This is a genomic window from Promicromonospora alba (genome assembly GCF_042654905.1).
GTDB classification, from domain to species: Bacteria; Actinomycetota; Actinomycetes; order Actinomycetales; family Cellulomonadaceae; genus Promicromonospora; species Promicromonospora alba.
The window spans coordinates 915,421-932,029 of sequence record NZ_JBHSFI010000003.1 but is presented as its reverse complement, the minus strand read 5'-3'; the positions used below and the strand labels follow the sequence as shown (position 1 = coordinate 932,029).

The window sequence follows — 16,609 nt, the reverse complement described above, 5'->3', positions numbered from 1 at the left end:
TGCTCATGGCCCAGGACTACTTCGCCGACGACCCCCGGACGAACCGCGAGCGCATGCTCGCCGGCGACCTGTACATCGCCGACGACCCGGAGAACGCCCGGCTCGCCCAGCGCGCCCTACGGCTCGCCGACGCCTACCACCGCGCCTCCGTCGCGGACGACGCCGGTGCCCGGTCGCTGCTGGTGGAACTGCTCGGGACGCTGGGGGAGGACGCGTACGTCAAGCCGCCGCTGTTCGTCGACTACGGCGAGAACCTCCACATCGGCCCGCGCACGTTCGTCAACTACAACCTGACGGCCCTGGACGTCGCGACGATCACGATCGGCGCGGACTGTCAGCTCGGTCCGGGCGTCCAGCTCCTCACGCCGACCCATCCGGTCGAGCCGGGGCCGCGCCGGGACAAGCTCGAGGCGGCGCTGCCGATCGTGCTGGGCGACAACGTCTGGCTCGGCGGCGGGGTCATCGTGTGCCCCGGCGTGACGATCGGGGACAACACGGTGGTGGGGGCCGGCGCGGTGGTCACCAAGGACCTGCCGGCGAACGTCGTCGCCGTCGGGAACCCCGCCCGCGTGGTCCGCGAGATCTGACGGGACGGGACGCCGAGATGACCGTGCGCCGCCACGATCCCGACCGCAGGAGCCGGATCATCGACGTCTGCCTCGACCTGATCGCGGAGGTGGGGCTCTCGGGGGTCTCGCACCGCAAGGTGGCGGCAGCGGCCGACGTGCCGCTCGGGTCGATGACCTACCACTTCGCCGGGATGGACGAGCTGCTGCGCGAGGCGTTCGGCCGGTTCTCGCGGAGCGTCAGCGACGGCTTCGAGCAGCGGATGAGCCAGGCGACCGACCTGGCGAGCGCGCGGGCCGCCGTCGTCGAGATCATCACGCGGGACGTGTTCGGCACCCAGCGGGACCTCGTGCTGACCCACGAGCTCTACACGCTCGCGGCCCACGAGCCCGCGTACCGCGAGCTGACCAACGCGTGGATGGCGCAGTCCCGGGCGGCGCTGGAGCGGCACTTCGACCCGGTCACGGCGCGGATGCTCGACGCGCTCATCGAGGGGCTGACCATCCACCGCGCCCTGGACACGGAGGCGCCGCGGCTGGAGACGGTCACGGAGGCGGTGCGGCGGATCACCACTCCCGCCTGAGCCCGCCGCACCCGTGGGCAGCGCCACAGGCCGGCGCGGGAACATCCGTGCACCAGCGATGTTGTCCCCGGTGTGAGCGACGAACTGCGCCGGGCGACCGTGGTGGTGATCGGCGGCGGGCAGGCCGGTCTCTCGGCGGCGTACCACCTGCGGCACCGGGGTTTCGTGAGTGCCGTCGAGCAGCCGGACGCCGAACGCACCTTCGTGGTGCTGGACGCGAACCCCGCGCCGGGCGGTGCCTGGCAGCACCGCTGGGAGTCGCTGCGGATGGCCACCGTCAACGGCATCTTCGACCTGCCCGGGCTGGCCCAGCCCGCCGTCGACACGACGGAGGCCAGCCGCGCCGCCGTCCCGCGGTACTTCGCCGGCTACGAGCAGGCGTTCGCGCTCCCGATCCTGCGCCCCGTCCACGTGGTGGCGGTGCACCGGGCAGACGACGACCCGGACGGCGACCTCGTCGTGACGAGCGACAGGGGCTCCTGGACCGCGCGGGCCGTCATCAACGCGACGGGAACCTGGACCAACCCCGTGCTGCCGCGATACCCGGGGCAGGACACGTTCGTGGGCCGCCAGCTCCACACCCGCGACTACGTCCGGGCCGAGGACTTCGCCGGGCAGCGCGTGGCGGTGGTCGGCGGCGGCATCTCCGCGCTCCAGCTCCTGGAGGAGATCTCCCGCGTCGCGACCACCCGCTGGTACACCCGCCGGGAGCCCGTCTTCCTCGACCGCGAGTTCCAGCCCGAGACCGTGGGCCGCGAGACCATCGCCAAGGTCATGGCCGACGTCGCCGCGGGCCGGCCGACGGGGAGCGTCGTCTCGTACACGGGTCTGAGCTGGACGTCGTACGCGCTCGCGGCGAAGGCCCGCGGTGTCCTGGAGCGCCGGCCGATGTTCAAGGCGATAGAGCCCATGGGCGTGCGCGAGGCGGACAACACCTTCACCCCGGTGGACACCATCCTGTGGGCCACCGGCTTCAAGGCCGACCTGACGCACCTCGACCCGCTGCGCCTGCTGGGCGAGCTGGGCGGCATCGCGCTGACCGGCACGCAGGCGGCGACCGAGCCGCGGCTGCACCTCATCGGCTTCGGGCCGTCGCAGTCGACGGTCGGGGCCAACCGCGCGGGCCGGGAGGCAGCAGCGGCAGTGGTGCGGCTGCTCCGGGCTCAGGTCCCGGCCAGGCCCGCGACCAGGTTGATGAGCAGCGCGACCACGACCGTGCCGAACAGGTAGGCCAGGAGGGCGTGGACCTGGGCGATCCGGCGCATCGCCGAGGAGGCGAGGTCCGTGTCCGAGACGGCGAAGCTCATGCCCACGGTGATCGCCAGGTAGGTGAAGTCGGTGTACCGGGGCGGCTCCGACTGGTGGAATTCGATCCCGCCCGCCGGGGCGGAGTAGTAGGCGCGGGCGTAGCGGAGCGCGAACACCGTGTGCACGCAGGCCCAGGAGACCACCACCGAGGCGAGCACCGTGGCCATCGTGATGTCGCCGCTGCCCAGCACACCGCCCACGAGCGTCACCGCCACGCCGGCCAGGCTGGCCACGGCCGCGAGCAGCACTATCAGGTGCGCGACGGTCCGCGCGGGCTCCTCCCGCACCGCGTGCTCGCTAGTCGCCTCCGGATCCATCGGGACGATCACCAGCGCGGTCCAGGTCACGAACACCAGCCCGGCTCCGGCCCACCCGCCCAGCAGCGCGGCCGCCACGGAGTCCGGGGAGAGCAGCCAGCCCACCAGCGCGGCGACCAGCAGGGCCGTGCCGAACCGCACCCAGTTCGGGCCGTCCAGCGCCCGGCTCACCCGCCGCATCCCCGTCATGCGCACAGTCAACCAGCGGGTGGCCCACACCACCGTGCGACGACCTGCCGCGGCGACCGGGCGTGTGCGAGGATCGGAGCAGGACCCGGAGGGTCCCCGGACGAGGGTTGCCGTACCCGGTGTGCGAAAAGACGGCAACTGAGGAGCACACCATGTCGTGGATCGTCCTTGTCGTCTCCGGCCTTCTCGAGGCCGTCTGGGCCACCGCCCTCAGCCGTTCCGACGGGTTCCACAACGTCGGGCCGAGCATCGTCTTCGGGGTGGCGCTCGTCGCCAGCATGGGCGGCCTCGCGTTCGCCCTGCGGGACCTGCCCGTCGGGACCGCCTACGCGGTCTGGGTGGGTATCGGGGCCGCGACCACCGTCGTCTGGGCCATGGCCACCGGCGCCGAGCCCGTCTCCGTCGTCCGCGTCCTGCTGATCGCCGGCCTGATCGGCTGCGTCATCGGGCTCAAGCTGACGCACTGACCAAGAACTCGGGCGAGCGGGTCGATCCCGCACGACAATGTTTCGGGTGACCGATACAGACACCTGGTCGCCGACCACGTACGTGCGCAGCGGCGACATCGAGCTCGCCTACGACCACTTCGGGGAGCGCGGGGGCGTCCCGCTCCTGCTCATGATGGGCCTCGCGATCTCCCGCTTCTGGTGGCCGGACGGCTTCTGCCGGGCACTCGCGGACGAGGGGTTCGACGTCGTCCGCTACGACCAGCGCGACACCGGCGCGTCCACCAGGTTCAGCGGCACCGTGCGGCACGGGCACTGGCGCATGCTGCGCCCCGGGACGGGTGCCTACACGGCCGAGGACCTGGCGGACGACGCCGTCGCGGTGCTCGACGCCGTCGGCTGGGACCGTGCCGTGGTGTTCGGGCACTCGCTCGGCGGGATCGTCGCGCAACGGGTGGCGCTGCGCCATCCTGACCGGGTGCTCGGGCTGGTCTCGTGCGACGCCCCGCCGAGCGACGCCGTCGGGTACCGCGCCCTGCGCTACCTGCGGTTCGGGCTCGTCGCGCGCAACGTGACGAAGCGCCATCCGGCGGGCCACGAGGGCGACGTCGCCGCGTCGCTGGCCATCGCCAAGGGGATGGCCTCTCCGGCGAACCCGTGCGACGAGGCGGCGGCCCTGGAACGGATAGAGCGCGGGCTGGAGACCGGGCCGAGGGACATGGCCGGGATCGGCCGGCAGCTGCACGCGAGATGGCAGGGCCCACGGCTGCGCGAGATCAAGGCGCCCACCCTCGTGCTGCAGGGCGCCGACGACCCGCTCATCCGGATGTCGGCGGCCCGCACCGTGGCGCGCGAGATCCGCGGCGCGAAGCTGGTGGTCCTCGACGGCATCGGACACGACCTGCCGCCGGTGGCCTGGCCGACTATCGCGCAGCAGACCCGGCAACTTGTCGCGACGTCGGTAAGGTCACACCGTGACCAGCCTGTCAGAGATCCAGGACCGTGAGCGTTCGGCGCTCGTCGACGACCTGCGCGCGTTGACGTCCGAGCAGTGGCGCTCGCCGACCCTGTGCGACACGTGGGACGTGGAGGACGTCGTCGCGCACCTCGGAGCCGCGTCGATGCTCTCGACCTGGGGCTGGATCCGCAGCATCGTCGGCGCGCGGTTCGACTCCGACGTGCACAACCGGCGCCGCCTAGAGGAGTTCCGCGGCGCGACGCCGGCGGCGACGCTCGAGCGCTTCGCGGAGACCGGCCCCATCGGGCTGCCCAGCAGGGAGAGCCCGGCGGGCCTGGGCGAGCTGGTCGTCCACGCCGAGGACATCCGCCGGCCGCTGGGGATCCGGCACGAGCCGGACGCCGAAGGACTCCTCGCCGTCGCGCGGTTCTTCGCCGCCAAGGACTTCGCGGTCAACAGCCGGTCGCTGGTCAAGGGTCTGCGCCTCATCGCGACCGACGCCGACTTCCGGTCGGGTTCCGGCCCGGAGGTCGGCGGGCCGCTGCTCTCCCTCGTCATGGCGATGGCGGGCCGGCCCGCGGTGCTCGACGATCTGAGCGGCGACGGCGTGCCGGTGCTGTCCCGGAGAACGGCCGGCGTCCGGTGATCACACCGGAGGCGCTGCTGAGCGGATGGCGCGGGCGCCGGTTCCTGCTGGAGCTCGCGCTGGCCGCCGAGGCGTTCCCCGCGGACCGCTTCACGACCGATACGCCGCTCGCGCTGGCGGTGATGTCGGCGGCCCACGCCCTCGACCCTGGCCAGGGGCAGATGGTCGTGTCGTTCTCCGGCCCCGGCCCGCACGAGATGCCGCCGACCGCGACCGCCGAGTCCGTGGCGACCCTGCTGGAGACGTCCCGCCTCGCCGACGTCGACCAGGGTGCGGCACTGCGTGTGCTCGCCGACGCGGTGGCCAACGCCCGCTACTGGCAGGAGCCCGACGGCAGCGACGTCCTCGCAGCCATGCCGGTGGTGCGGGCCGCCCTGGGGCGCATGGCCCGGCACGTCGCCGCATCCGTGACCGGCATCGACTGGTGGAGCGCGCCTCTCGACCGCGCCGACCAGCACGCGGTCACCTGGGAGGGCGGCCAGAGGGAGCAGGCGCCGCGCGCGGCCGACCGGCTGGCCCGGTGGCGCTCCGACATCGCGGTCCAGGAGGCGCGGGCCCGGGCGTACCGGCTCGCCGACCCGGAGGCGTCGTGGAGCGGCGAGTGGTGGTCGACCCCGCCGTCGGACCTCCTCCGGACCACCAGGAGCCTCGACAGGTTCGGACCCGTCGGCGTCTGGCTGGTCGAGGACGCCATGAGCTGGGAGCGCGCCGTCACGCACCGCGTAGCGACGCCGGCAGGCGCTCGCGTCTACGAGATCGACGGCCCCGGCGCGTGGGCGGCGCTGTGCCGCGCGTACCCGCTGGAGGTGACCGAGCAGAAGCGGCACGACTGGTACAGCACCACCGGGCGCTACGGGCGCTGGCTGCTGCCCGACTGGTCCGCGGTCGCCGTCGACCACGACGCCGTCCACCTCACCGCCGCCGCGTACCTCGCCGCGGCCGGGACCGCCGTCCCGGTCGAGGACGACATCGCGAGCGTCATCGCCGGATGGAACCCCGACGAGACCTACTGGCTCTCCGACGATGCCCGGCCAGGGGAGGACGGCGCGGTGTGGGTACGCGCCGACCAGGACTGGGTGCCCGGGGCCTGATCGTGTGACTGCGCCCGATCGTCCCGCTTGCGCCGGGGGCCGGGTCCACGCCGTATCGGCGGTCAGCGCTGCGCGCCTTTGCGCGCCATAAATCGGCACCAGCTGTCCGCCGCCACGTGCCGTCCGAACGGTCGGGCCGCCACGCAGACAATGAATGATAAATCACGGACCGCCCAGGCTTGCGCGGCGATGATTGCAATCATCTGACGACTTCTTGCCGATTCCGCAAGAACCGGTTCCTAAACCCTGCGAGGGCTGCTTGAGTAGTACCAGAGCGCGAATGGTGGGGATGTGGTCGTCACGACCAGATCTCCGTTGTCAGAGTGGGTTTCTTTGATAGCTTCGCACGAAGGGCGTGGTCCGTGCCGATTGATTTGGAGTATCTCCGCTACTGCCAACCTGGTAGCGAATTCTACGAACCTTCTCAGACTTCGGCCCTGTCCCCGCGCCTTGATCAGAGGGTCGAGTTCCCGTCTGACTGGACGGTGAGGCGTGGCAGCCCGTGGACGATGTGCTCACACCCCTCGGTATCGCTACCGCGGCAGGGCTGGAAGATCCACCTCTCTTCCACGCGTGGGCGGTCACGGGAGGTGCTTCGCCTCGCGGCCGACTACTGCTTTGCCAACAAGATGCCCTTCAAATATCTGTCGACCGAGGCGGAGTTCGATGGGCAGAATGCCAAGTACGCGGATCGGGGCTCGGCCGGCAAGTTCGTCACCGTGTACCCGCCCACCATCGACCACTTCCGGACTGCTTTGGAGTCGCTGGAAGAGCTGCTGGGCAACGAGGAAGGGCCATACATCCTCTCCGACCGCCGTTGGGGCCGGGCGCCGATCTACTATCGCTACGGGGCATTCGTGCCTCCCGCAAGCGGCTCCAAGTTCGCGACGACATTGATCACGCCGGACGGGCTTGAGGTCGAAGACGTTCGCAGACCGACATTCATCATTCCCGACTGGATCGACACGCCGGACTTCCTGCACAAGAACAGCGGAATGGCGGACGAGAACGACTTCCCGTTTCGCATGGTGGAGGCTCTCCACTTCTCGAACGGGGGCGGGGTCTATGTGGCGGAAGCCATCACGGACGAATTTGTCCCCGCAGGGACGACAGTGGTCCTCAAAGAGGCGAGACCGCACGCAGGAATCGACCTGGACGGCGTCGATGCTGTCGAGAGGCTCGCTCATGAGGCCGAGGTGCTGAATGACCTGCAGGATACCGGCTACGCCCCGAGGTACTTCGGAACGTTCCAGGCCTGGGAGCACCACTATGCCGTGATGGAGCATATTCCCGGGCACGACCTCAAGCGCACGTGGATGCTACGGACGCCGGTGCTGAAGCCCCATCCGTGGGAACTCTCCCAGAAGGGGTACCTGGAATGGCTCTCGACAACTGTCTCCGAGCTCGATCGAGCCGTATCGGTTTTCCACGATCGAGGCTGGCTCCTGGGTGACATCCATCCAAAGAACGTGATAATGCGCGACGGCGTCCATCCCGTGTTCATCGATTTCGAGTTCGCACATCCGATGGATGATGACTGGCGAAGCAATCAAGGGGCACCTGGGTACGAGCCGGCACCAGGGCTGGGTGGAGCCGAGGCTGACCGGTGGTCACTAGGAATGATGGAGCTGGACCTCATCCTTCCACAGGCGACGGTCGCCGATCAGTCCAACCACTACAAGATCGAGGAGATACTGCGCCACGGCGAGACGGTGTTTTCTGTGCCGCGGGCGACGACGGACGCGGTTCGCGCCAAGACCGTCCGTGTCATCGGATACGAGTCCACTCCGTTGCCCGATCCGGACTCGCTCTCCGTCCAAGAACTGATGAGAGCATTCGCTGACGGGGTATCGGCAAACATCTCCTTCGATCACGACGGCCCGGTGGTGCCGGCTGATATCGCCGTATATGGAGTCGATGGCGACCAGGCAAGGATCGGATTTCCATACGGGCTGGTCGGCGTCCTCGCCGCTCTGAACGTCAGCGGCCAGCCATTGGATGATGATCTCGTCAGTCGATCGAAAGCATGGATTCGAGAGCGTCTTGGTTCGATCAGGTCGCGCGGGTTCGCGGGTCGTGAAGGGATCGAGTTCGGACTTCGCGAGGCGGGCATCACCGATCTGCTGCCGGAGGTCCGTAGCGTGGAGGTGGACGCTCCCGCCGACCATTCATATTGGTCCGGGTGGGCCGGTGTCGGGCTCCACGCGCTGTCAGACGCGGACCGGACGGCAGATGATGCCGAAGAAGCGGCCGAGGCTCTGAAGAAGCTGATCGAAGAGGCAGAGGCGGGTGCGGACTCCGCAGGGCTGTTGTACGGCTGGAGCGGTCCAGCACTCTTCTGGGGGCAGGCCTATCAGCGGCACGAACGACGGTCTGAGTTCCTCGACCTCGCCCGTGAAGCCATCAAGCTCGACCTGGCCCGGTGCTCGGAGACGAGCAACAACACGATGGAGCTCGACGAGACCTGGCGAACTCTGCCGTACCTCGGCGTCGGATCGGTTGCGATCGCGCTCGCCATCCGCGAGCTCGCGAAGGCGACCGGTCGGACCGAGTTCGGCCGGGAACTTGACCTGATTCACCGAGCCGCGACGTACAACCAGTACGCGCAGGCCGGATTCGCGACCGGAGTGGGCGGCTTCCTCTCTTATCTCAACAGATACGAGGACCGGACTTCGAGGGACCGCGATGTCATTGATTCGCATATCGGCGGAATCAGGCTTCACGCGCTTCGAAAGAACGGTGGCCTGTTGACGCGCGGAAATCAAGGCCTACGGCTTTCCTGTGACTTTCAGACCGGGACGGCCGGTGTCGTTGGCGCACTGGCCGCACTCGATGGTCGCTGGTCAGGAATTCCGTTCCTCCCTGGAACGGGTACCGTCCATGTCGAGAGGAGGTGAATGAGCCCATGGATAAGATTCTCGAGTTCCAGACGATGGCCACCGAGACGGAGGTCAACGACGCAGCTCGCGTAAGCACCTTTAGCGTGAACTCGCCGTGCCCCGGTTGGCCGAGTGCGTTTACCTGGAGTAACTGCTGACGCACTCCATGCAAATGGTAGTGGTGGTTGCGTGCGAGACATGCAACCACCACTACTGCACGTTTCCGGGCATGTCTGTAGAAGGCTCAGGCTCGTAGTGCGGTCGCGGTCGCAAAGGAGTGGCGCGGGATGACAGGTATGAACTTCGACGATGCTGTCGCCAGCGAGGCGCTCCGCCTGCGTTCGGTGACCGATCGGCTGTTGTCGGAACTGGGAACGGCGGATGCGGCGAGTGAGACGCGGGCGCCGGCGACGCGTTCACCGGTGTGGATCGAAGATGGGCGACTCCTGTACCGCGCCGTCGGCGAGGGTGGGGGACCAGACGTTGCGGAGCTGGTAGCCGGACGTCCCGTCGGGAACGTCGCATCGTGGTTGGCGCTCCACGACAAAGGTCTCGTGGCGGTCTGCCTGCGCGATCCCGGCGGTGACGAGTACGAGCTGCTGGTATTCAGGGTGGCTCAAGGCCTTGGCAGGCTGATCCACTCGGATGCAAGAGTTTCGCCGGCCGTTCGTTCGTGCGGCGATTGCCTCGTGTGGGTGCAGCGGGACCACGCCCACCGGCCGCACCGAGTGCTTGCGTGGTCGGAAGATGACGGTTTGCGCGAGCTGTACATTGATGACGACCCGCGATTTCGGGTCTCGCTCGGGAGTGCAGACGGCCGGCAGGTAGTGGTCTTCTCGCGTGGCGCCGGATGTTCGGAGATCGCTCTTGCGGAGCACCAGAACAGCTCTGTGGGCTTCTCGGTGGCCATTGTTGTTCCACGCGAGGAGAACTCCGTGTGCGCGGCAGCTCTCACCGGGGGTTACCTCACCATCCTGGACCGGAAGGCGCAGCATCTGCGGGTCGGCCAGCGAGGCCGGATGGATCGGACGGAGTTCCCGTCAGGGTTCTTCGGGGAGCGGGTCGGTGTCGTCGACGGGCTGGTCTACGTCGAGGGAAGAATGGACGGACGGGCGGCCGTGTGGTGCCCCGCGTGGGGTGTTGCTGCACTGTGGGTCGCGCCGTACGGCGGTGTGATCCAGCCGGCTCGTGTCGATGGTCGCCGTCTCCACCTCGGAGTTTCTTCTCCGATTCATCCCCTTGAGATGTGTATCGGCGCGGACGACGGCAGCTGGGACGTTGCACCGACACCGCGGCCTGACGTGGACGCGGGACGTCTATGGGCAGGCGGTCGCGACGGGACTGATATTCCGATCACGTTGTTTCGCTCGGCACCTGCAGACGGTGATCGGCCGAGGCCTGTCCTGGCAATGGTCTACGGCTGCTACGGGATACCTCTGGACAGTATGTTCGACCCCTTGATCGCTCTTCTGATCGAGTCGGGGATCGGTGTTGCACTGTGCCATGTTCGTGGCGGAGGGGAATGGGGCTCAGACTGGCATTCTGCGGCGAAGGGTCGCTGGAAGTCTCGTTCGATAGACGACTACCTGGCCTGCGTGGAGTACTTGGCCGACCGGCCTGATGTGGATGACCGCCGGATCGGGTGCTTGGCTTCGAGTGCCGGCGCGTTGGTCGCGACGTCCGCGGTGCTGCGAAGACCGGACCTGTTTGCCGCGGCCGAGCTGGTTCATCCGTTCTTGACCCCAGAACTGATACTTGCGGACGAGGATGCTCCGCTCGCGGCTACTGATTGGGAGGAGTTCGGTAACCCGGTCTCCGGTGATGGCTGGGTGCCCTCTGTCTCGCCTTTGGCGTTTGCGGAGCAGATGGAGAGGACCGACCTCCCGAAATTCTGGATCCGGGCCGGATCCAGTGACTTCCGGACGCCGTTGTGGAGCATCGAGGCGTGGTTGGACGTCATGACTTCGGTTCAGGGTCAGAGCTGGCCAGCGCCTGTGGTTCAGGTAGGCGCCCATGCTCACTCGGGCCCGTCCGACGGACCTGAGGCGCGAGCCGCGAACTGTCTCGCGATCGGATGGCTTGTCGACGCGCTCGGTTGAGGGCAGGAGCTCAAGCCGGTCCGTTGGACATGAGCGTCGCGACTGAAGGGCCCCTCCGGGTGTCGACGCGCTCGCCCTTGATGGCTTCGTGCTCACCCGGAGGCCCCTTCGGTCGATCGAGCACCTGGTGTCAAGGGCCTCGCGAACCCTCGACGGGGGGGCTTGCCCCTCTCCTTCGTCCGCCGATCGTGACGCACGCCAGGCCGCATGCGCTGGTCGGGGATCAGATTCCTAGGTCCGTGCGATTCCGTCAGTCCGGCGTGTCGTCAGTTCGTTCGCCTTGGCTCGTGCCTGTTGTCTCGCGATGGCGTAGGCGTGCGCGAACGTGAGTAGTTGCTTGCCGTCTTCCGTGAGCGGATCGGCGCCGATCGCTGGTCGGCGGACGACGAGTACGAGGCCGGTTTCGCGCTCGAGTGTCTTGATGTGTCGGCTCAGCTTGCTCTCGTGCATTCGGAGTTTCCGTGCTGCGGCCGCCATGCTGCCTTGCCGGGCGATCACTGCGAGCAGAGGTAGATGCAAGAGTTCCAAGGAGTTGTATCCCTTCGATCTGGGGTCGATCGAGCCACGGTCACCTCAACATAAATCCTCAAACGGACACAAGCCTCTAAATGCCCTGCCGTCTTGCAAGGTGCGCAAGAAGATCTTGTTCGAAGGTCTGGTCGGAGGAAGGCTTGCGCTGCCCGTCTCCTGGTGCTCCGCTGCGCAGTCGCTCCGGCGGGTTCCTCGTGGAGCGGGTGCCATGAGCTGCGGGCGTGACCTGACGCTCGGAAGCTGCTCGCCATCGCACCGGCGTCATCCGGAGGTCACTGTGAAAGCACTCATCTACGCCTATGGAACGCGTGGGGACGTCGAGCCGGCCGTCGCCCTGGCTCAAGCGATCTTGCGAGACGGTGGTGACGCGGTCGTCGCGGTGCCGCGGTCGCTCGTGGCGTGGGTCGCTGGGATGGGGGTGTCGGCAACGGGGGTCTCCGACGAGGCTCTGCAGAGGATCTCCAGTCCTGAGGTGAGGAAGATGTTCGAGGGTTCGCTGACCCGCAGCGAGCACAGAAGGATTGCCGAAGCCCTCATGCAGGAGAGCGTGGACGAGTACGGGCAGATCCTGTCGGACATCGCTCGAATCGCAGAGGAATCGGGCCCGGTCGAGGTAGTCGTTCATGCGCAGGGCCTCGCGGAGGCAACTCATCAGATCGGAGAGTGGCTGGAAGTCCCGACGGTTCTTGCGACGCTGTACCCGAACTACGCGCCATCCGGGCGGTACCCGAGCATGTTGCTCGCAGGGTCGCGCTTCACCAGTCGCGCGCTGAACAGGATGAGTCACTCCGTCGCGAACCTCATCGCTCCGCCTGCCGTGTTCCGACGCCAGCTCCGGAGCTGGCGGTCCGAGCGCCTGGGTCTTGGGGAAAGGCGTGGCTACTGGAACTTCCGGGACAGTCCCTCGTCCTCGAAGAAGATCCTCCATGCGTTCAGCCCTACGCTCGTTCGACCGGCCGACGAGTGGGGAGGATCGGTCTCGACACGCGGATTCTGGTTCGCGGAGGAGGGGCGATATCGAGATGACGACGGCCTCGGCGAGTACCTGGCGTCGGCAAGCCCCATCGTGGTGACCCTGGGGAGTCTGAGGCCGAGCGACGAGGCGGGAACTGACGAGATCATTCGTGAGGTCGCCGAAGCCCTTCAGGTCCACCTTCTCGTCGTCAGCGGAACGAGTGAGTTCGTCACCGCTGGTTCCGATCTGGTCCGCGTCATCGACAACGTGCCCTTCTCGTGGCTGTTTCCACGAGCGACGGCTGTCGTCCATGCTGGTGGCGCTGGTGTCTCGCACCATGCAGTGCGTGCAGGTGTTCCGCAGGTCACGCTGCCCATCCACGGTGAACAGCTGATGTGGGCCAAGAGCCTTGCGGAGCTAGGGGTTGCACCCGCGCCGATCATGATGCGGGAGCTGACTGCTGAAGCACTCGGGCGTGCGCTCTCCGAGGTGCTCAACAGCGCCGGCATCGCCCGCTCGGTCGCGGCCGGCGCGCTCTCGATGCGCCGAGAAGACGGCGTGGACGGGGCGGTACGAGACCTCGAGGAATGGGTCGTCGCGCACAGTAGCTAGGTGCGAACAGTGGTGGTGCGGTAGTGCCAGCGTTACCACCGAGACTGTTGCCAGCGCCATCGACCTCGTCGCACGCGTGGCGTGGGATGAACCCATGTCGTTCCCCTCATCGCCATCGATTCCACCGGCATCGTCCGGCCCTTCGTCGAGCACCGGGCAGTCGCCCGTCGTGCGCACGGTCGAGATCACCCGCACGTTCGGTCACGACCCGGCGCTGGTCACCGCGCTGGACCGGGTCTCCGTCGAGTTCGAGACGGGTCGGTTCACCTCGATCATGGGGCCGTCGGGTTCGGGCAAGTCGACCTTGCTGCACTGCCTGGCGGGTCTTGAGCGTCCGACCTCGGGCTCGGTGTTCGTGGACGGAACCGACCTCGCGAGTGTCTCGGACGCGCAGCTGACGACGTTGCGACGCGACCGGCTCGGGTTCGTCTTCCAGGCGTTCAACCTGATCCCGACTCTGACCGCCGAGGAGAACATCACCCTGAGCGAGCGCATCGGTGGACCTCGGATCCAGCGGGAGTGGATGTCTCTCCTGGTGCAGGTACTGGGGCTCGGTGATCGCCTGAAGCACCGGCCGAGCGAGCTGTCTGGCGGACAACAGCAGCGTGTGGCGATCGCCCGTGCGCTGGCACACCGTCCGGCGGTCGTCCTCGCCGACGAACCCACGGGCAACCTGGACTCCCACGCCAGCGGTGAGGTGTTGAGCTTCCTGCGTCTGGCGGTCGAGCGGTTCGGTCAGACAGTGGTGATGGTGACGCACGATCCCGTCGCTGCCGCGGGCACCGACCGAGTCGTGTTCCTTCGGGACGGCCGAGTGGACGGCGAGCTCCAGGACCCGTCGGCCGACGGCGTGCTGGCGCGCCTGGCCCCCCGGGGGTCTGCGGCATGATCACTCTCGCCTGGCGCAGTCTGAAGGCACGAAAGCTCGCTATTCTCGCCGCCCTGCTCTCGATCGTCGTGGGCTCGTCACTGGTGACGGCAGGGTTGCTGGTTGCCGGTTCGCAGGAACAGCAAGGCGCGGCGAGCGTGACGAGCTGGCGGTTCGACGGTGTCGACGCTGTCGTCAAGCCGCCCGCGAGCGTCCGGCTCAACAGCGGCCTCGGGCTCGACCTGCCGTCCATGCCACGACTGAGCCCCCAGGAGATCGAAGACATCCGCCGCGCACCCGGGGTCACCGCGGTCACGCTCGAGTCGCCGTTCCCTGCCTATCTGGTCGCGCCCGACGGCACGGTGACCGGCGATGCCTTCACACGTTCGTGGGGTCACCCGTGGTCGACGGCGGTGGCCGACAGCGCGTCGCTCGTCGCGGGCCGGGAACCGAGTCGGCCAGGCGAGGTGGCGGTGGACGAGTCCGTGGCGACGTCCGCCGGAGTCAGCGTCGGCAGCAGCGTCCCCGTGGTGCTGGCTGCAAGCACCGAAGAGTTCACGGTGAGTGGCATCGTGCGCCGTCCGGGAGAGCAGTTCGAGCACGCCTTGTTCTTCACGGACGAGGCAGTGGCACGGTTCGGCGGCGCTCCCGTCGCAGCGCTGGTCTCCACGACCGACGCCGAGGGGCTGCGTCACGCTGCCCCTGGCCTCCAGGTCTTCACCGGCGGGGATCGTGCGGGCAGCCTGCAGCTCGACCTGCGTCAGGCCGAGCTCGCTGGTGGGTCCAGCCAGTTCGTGATGGTGATCGCGTTCCTGTCCTTGACGATTGCCGTGTTCGTCATCTCCAGCACACTCACCGTCTCCATCGGGCAGCGCCGACGCGAGCTGGCGATGCTGCTGATCGTCGGTACCAGGCCGGGGCTGATCCGGCGCATGGTCACCTGGGAAGCAGTCATCGTCGGTGCCTTCGGCGGCGCTGTCGGCGCGGTCGTCGGTATCGCGCTCGCGGAGCTGGCGCGCGGGTTCTTCGTCGCACAGGGGCTGATGGCCCGTGGGGCGGTCGTGTCCGTGGAGCCGCTCCCCTTGGTGGCCGGCGTCGGTGCCGCGGTGCTGGCCGCGCTGGTGGCGGCCTGGCTTCCTGCGCGCCGCGCAACGCGCATCGCACCGCTGGAGGCGCTCCGCGAGTCCGACCTACCCATGAGCAGCGCAGGGCGAGGCAGGGCGGTGTTCGGTGGGGTGCTGCTGGGGACAGCCGTGGCCTGCCTCGCGGGAGCCTTCGTTCTGGGCGGCCCCGTGATGACGCTGGGCGGCACGGTCGCCCTGATGCTCGTCCTCACGGCGTTCCCGCTGCTGATCGGGGCTGCGGTTCTCCTGGGACCCACCCTGCTGCGTGGAGTGCTGGCGCCCTTGGGTGCGCTGTTGCGCCGGTGGTTCGGGGGCTTCGTCGCAGAGCGGTCGATCCGCTCCGATCTGCGCCGGGCCGCAGGGGTCTCCGTCCCGTTGACCCTGCTCGTCGCGGTCAGTGCGGTGCTGCTCTTCCAGGACAGCGCGAACTACCAGGCGCGGTCCCATGTGTACGCCGACCAGGTGACCGCCGACGTCGTCGTGATGGGTGGAGTTCAGCTCGGCGTGCCGCTCAGCGCCGCCGACGCACTCGACGGCGTACCGGGCGTCGCGGCAGCGTCCAGCAGCATGTCCTCGCAGCTGGTCTTCGACGACCCCCCGACGATGCGCTCCAACGGGACCGTCACCGGCGTGGACCCCACCGGGTTTGATGAGGTGTTCGACTACGAGGTCACGGCGGGGGCCTGGTCGGACTTCACAGCAGGCAGCATCGCCGTGTCTCAGATCATCGCGGAGGACAAAGGTTGGCGCATCGGTGACACCGTGACGTTCCTGTACCCGGACGGGACGCCGGGCGACGCCGTTCTCAGCACGACCTATGTGGATCCCATGGGCGTCAGTGACACGCTGTTGCCGCTGGACGCGTTGACCCCGCACGTCCTGGAGCCGTTCGCCTCCGCGGTGTACGTCGCCCTGGAGCCCGGCTCCGACACGGGCGAGGTCGTGACGGCGATCAACGAAGCTCTCTCCGCGGTGGCCCCGGGCGCTCAGGCCACGGATCGCGAACAGCATCTTGCACAGGTGGCGGCGCAGGCCTCCGGCGACAACTGGATCATCCTCATGGTGGTCGTCATTCTCGGCGGCTACGCCGGCGTCTCCGCGATCAACGTGCTGGTCGCGTCCACGATGTCGCGCAGACGGGAGTTCGCCCTGCTCCGGCTCGCCGGAGCGCGGCGCCGGCAGATCACCGGATCGCTCCTGATCGAGGGCCTCGTGATCGGGACGACCGCGGTCATCGCCGGAACCGCCATCGCGGCGGCCACGATGACCGGCTACGGATACCTGCTGACCGATACGGTCTGGCTGCCCTTCGTGGGACCTACCTACCTGGTGATAGTGGGCTGCGCCTATCTGGCCGCTCTGATCGGAACCCTCGCGCCTATCCGGACCGCAATGACGGCTGCTCCGCTCGCGGGAGTCCGCGCATGGTGACGCTC

At 68.2% G+C, this 16,609-nt stretch carries 15 protein-coding genes and 1 riboswitch; of the genes, 12 read left to right on the top strand and 3 right to left on the bottom strand.

Annotated elements, in window-relative coordinates:
- The first annotated feature begins 5 nt into the window (after positions 1–5).
- The 3 genes from ACFO6V_RS09435 (at position 6) to ACFO6V_RS09425 (ending at position 2,380) form a co-directional block, all read left to right on the top strand.
- Positions 6–587: a sugar O-acetyltransferase gene (locus ACFO6V_RS09435; protein ID WP_377134551.1), complete on the top strand. Its 582-nt coding sequence runs from the start codon at positions 6–8 to the stop codon at positions 585–587.
- A gap of 17 nt (positions 588–604) precedes the next feature.
- Positions 605–1,150 (top strand): TetR/AcrR family transcriptional regulator, encoded by a 546-nt coding sequence (locus ACFO6V_RS09430; RefSeq protein ID WP_377134549.1) that lies wholly within the window; start codon positions 605–607, stop codon positions 1,148–1,150.
- Positions 1,151–1,222: 72 nt separating this feature from the next.
- On the top strand, positions 1,223–2,380 hold the full coding sequence (locus ACFO6V_RS09425) for an NAD(P)-binding domain-containing protein (protein WP_377134547.1): 1,158 nt from the start codon (positions 1,223–1,225) through the stop codon (positions 2,378–2,380).
- On the opposite strand, the gene ACFO6V_RS09420 is transcribed toward ACFO6V_RS09425, so the two are convergent.
- The gene (locus ACFO6V_RS09420) at positions 2,314–2,964 is read right to left on the bottom strand and encodes a DUF1345 domain-containing protein (protein ID WP_377134545.1); all 651 of its coding nucleotides are present in this window, start codon (positions 2,962–2,964) and stop codon (positions 2,314–2,316) included. The genes ACFO6V_RS09425 and ACFO6V_RS09420 overlap by 67 nt on opposite strands.
- 77 nt (positions 2,965–3,041) lie before the next feature.
- Positions 3,042–3,105: riboswitch (guanidine-III (ykkC-III) riboswitch) on the top strand.
- Positions 3,106–3,116: 11 nt separating this feature from the next.
- Between ACFO6V_RS09420 and ACFO6V_RS09415 the strand changes: the two genes are divergently transcribed.
- From ACFO6V_RS09415 to ACFO6V_RS09400, 4 genes are read left to right on the top strand one after another with little or no spacing between them, the layout of a single operon-like run.
- Positions 3,117–3,431, top strand: coding sequence for a DMT family transporter (locus ACFO6V_RS09415; protein WP_377134543.1), 315 nt, complete (start codon positions 3,117–3,119; stop codon positions 3,429–3,431).
- A 46-nt stretch (positions 3,432–3,477) separates the two neighbouring features.
- Positions 3,478–4,416 carry an alpha/beta fold hydrolase gene (locus ACFO6V_RS09410; RefSeq protein WP_377134541.1) on the top strand — a complete coding sequence of 313 codons (939 nt, stop codon included), beginning with the start codon at positions 3,478–3,480 and terminating at the stop codon, positions 4,414–4,416.
- Positions 4,385–5,014 carry a maleylpyruvate isomerase family mycothiol-dependent enzyme gene (locus ACFO6V_RS09405; RefSeq protein WP_377134539.1) on the top strand — a complete coding sequence of 210 codons (630 nt, stop codon included), beginning with the start codon at positions 4,385–4,387 and terminating at the stop codon, positions 5,012–5,014. Before ACFO6V_RS09410 ends, ACFO6V_RS09405 begins: the two co-directional genes overlap by 32 nt.
- The gene (locus ACFO6V_RS09400; protein WP_377134536.1) at positions 5,011–6,105 is read left to right on the top strand and encodes a hypothetical protein; all 1,095 of its coding nucleotides are present in this window, start codon (positions 5,011–5,013) and stop codon (positions 6,103–6,105) included. Before ACFO6V_RS09405 ends, ACFO6V_RS09400 begins: the two co-directional genes overlap by 4 nt.
- A gap of 62 nt (positions 6,106–6,167) precedes the next feature.
- Here the strand turns inward: ACFO6V_RS09400 and ACFO6V_RS09395 are convergent, their stop codons facing one another.
- Positions 6,168–6,308, bottom strand: coding sequence for a hypothetical protein (locus tag ACFO6V_RS09395; RefSeq protein ID WP_377134534.1), 141 nt, complete (start codon positions 6,306–6,308; stop codon positions 6,168–6,170).
- Positions 6,309–6,428: 120 nt separating this feature from the next.
- On the opposite strand from ACFO6V_RS09395, the gene lanKC reads away from it, so the two are divergent.
- Positions 6,429–9,002, top strand: coding sequence for a class III lanthionine synthetase LanKC (lanKC, locus tag ACFO6V_RS09390; protein WP_377134532.1), 2,574 nt, complete (start codon positions 6,429–6,431; stop codon positions 9,000–9,002).
- 278 nt (positions 9,003–9,280) lie between these two features.
- On the top strand, positions 9,281–11,083 hold the full coding sequence (locus ACFO6V_RS09385; protein WP_377134530.1) for a prolyl oligopeptidase family serine peptidase: 1,803 nt from the start codon (positions 9,281–9,283) through the stop codon (positions 11,081–11,083).
- Between the two features lie 231 nt (positions 11,084–11,314).
- On the opposite strand, the gene ACFO6V_RS09380 is transcribed toward ACFO6V_RS09385, so the two are convergent.
- Positions 11,315–11,602, bottom strand: a complete 288-nt coding sequence (locus ACFO6V_RS09380; protein WP_377135196.1) for a LysR family transcriptional regulator — start codon at positions 11,600–11,602, stop codon at positions 11,315–11,317.
- A 289-nt stretch (positions 11,603–11,891) separates the two neighbouring features.
- Between ACFO6V_RS09380 and ACFO6V_RS09375 the strand changes: the two genes are divergently transcribed.
- From ACFO6V_RS09375 to ACFO6V_RS09365, 3 genes are all read left to right on the top strand, one after another.
- Positions 11,892–13,181 carry a glycosyltransferase gene (locus tag ACFO6V_RS09375; protein ID WP_377134528.1) on the top strand — a complete coding sequence of 430 codons (1,290 nt, stop codon included), beginning with the start codon at positions 11,892–11,894 and terminating at the stop codon, positions 13,179–13,181.
- Positions 13,182–13,275: 94 nt separating this feature from the next.
- Entirely contained in the window at positions 13,276–14,070 is a 795-nt protein-coding gene (locus ACFO6V_RS09370; RefSeq protein ID WP_377134526.1) for an ABC transporter ATP-binding protein, read from the top strand.
- Positions 14,067–16,604 (top strand): FtsX-like permease family protein, encoded by a 2,538-nt coding sequence (locus tag ACFO6V_RS09365; RefSeq protein WP_377134524.1) that lies wholly within the window; start codon positions 14,067–14,069, stop codon positions 16,602–16,604. The genes ACFO6V_RS09370 and ACFO6V_RS09365 overlap by 4 nt, the downstream gene beginning before the upstream one ends.
- The last annotated feature ends 5 nt before the right edge of the window (positions 16,605–16,609 follow it).

Coding starts and splice junctions, on each gene's coding strand:
- ACFO6V_RS09415 (WP_377134543.1), top strand. CDS start 3,117: ATGTCGTGGATCGTCCTTGTCGTCTCCGGCCTTCTCGAGGCCGTCTGG.
- ACFO6V_RS09370 (WP_377134526.1), top strand. CDS start 13,276: ATGTCGTTCCCCTCATCGCCATCGATTCCACCGGCATCGTCCGGCCCT.
- ACFO6V_RS09435 (WP_377134551.1), top strand. CDS start 6: ATGGCCCAGGACTACTTCGCCGACGACCCCCGGACGAACCGCGAGCGC.
- ACFO6V_RS09395 (WP_377134534.1), bottom strand. CDS start 6,308: ATGATTGCAATCATCGCCGCGCAAGCCTGGGCGGTCCGTGATTTATCA.
- ACFO6V_RS09365 (WP_377134524.1), top strand. CDS start 14,067: ATGATCACTCTCGCCTGGCGCAGTCTGAAGGCACGAAAGCTCGCTATT.
- ACFO6V_RS09385 (WP_377134530.1), top strand. CDS start 9,281: ATGAACTTCGACGATGCTGTCGCCAGCGAGGCGCTCCGCCTGCGTTCG.
- ACFO6V_RS09430 (WP_377134549.1), top strand. CDS start 605: ATGACCGTGCGCCGCCACGATCCCGACCGCAGGAGCCGGATCATCGAC.
- ACFO6V_RS09420 (WP_377134545.1), bottom strand. CDS start 2,964: ATGACGGGGATGCGGCGGGTGAGCCGGGCGCTGGACGGCCCGAACTGG.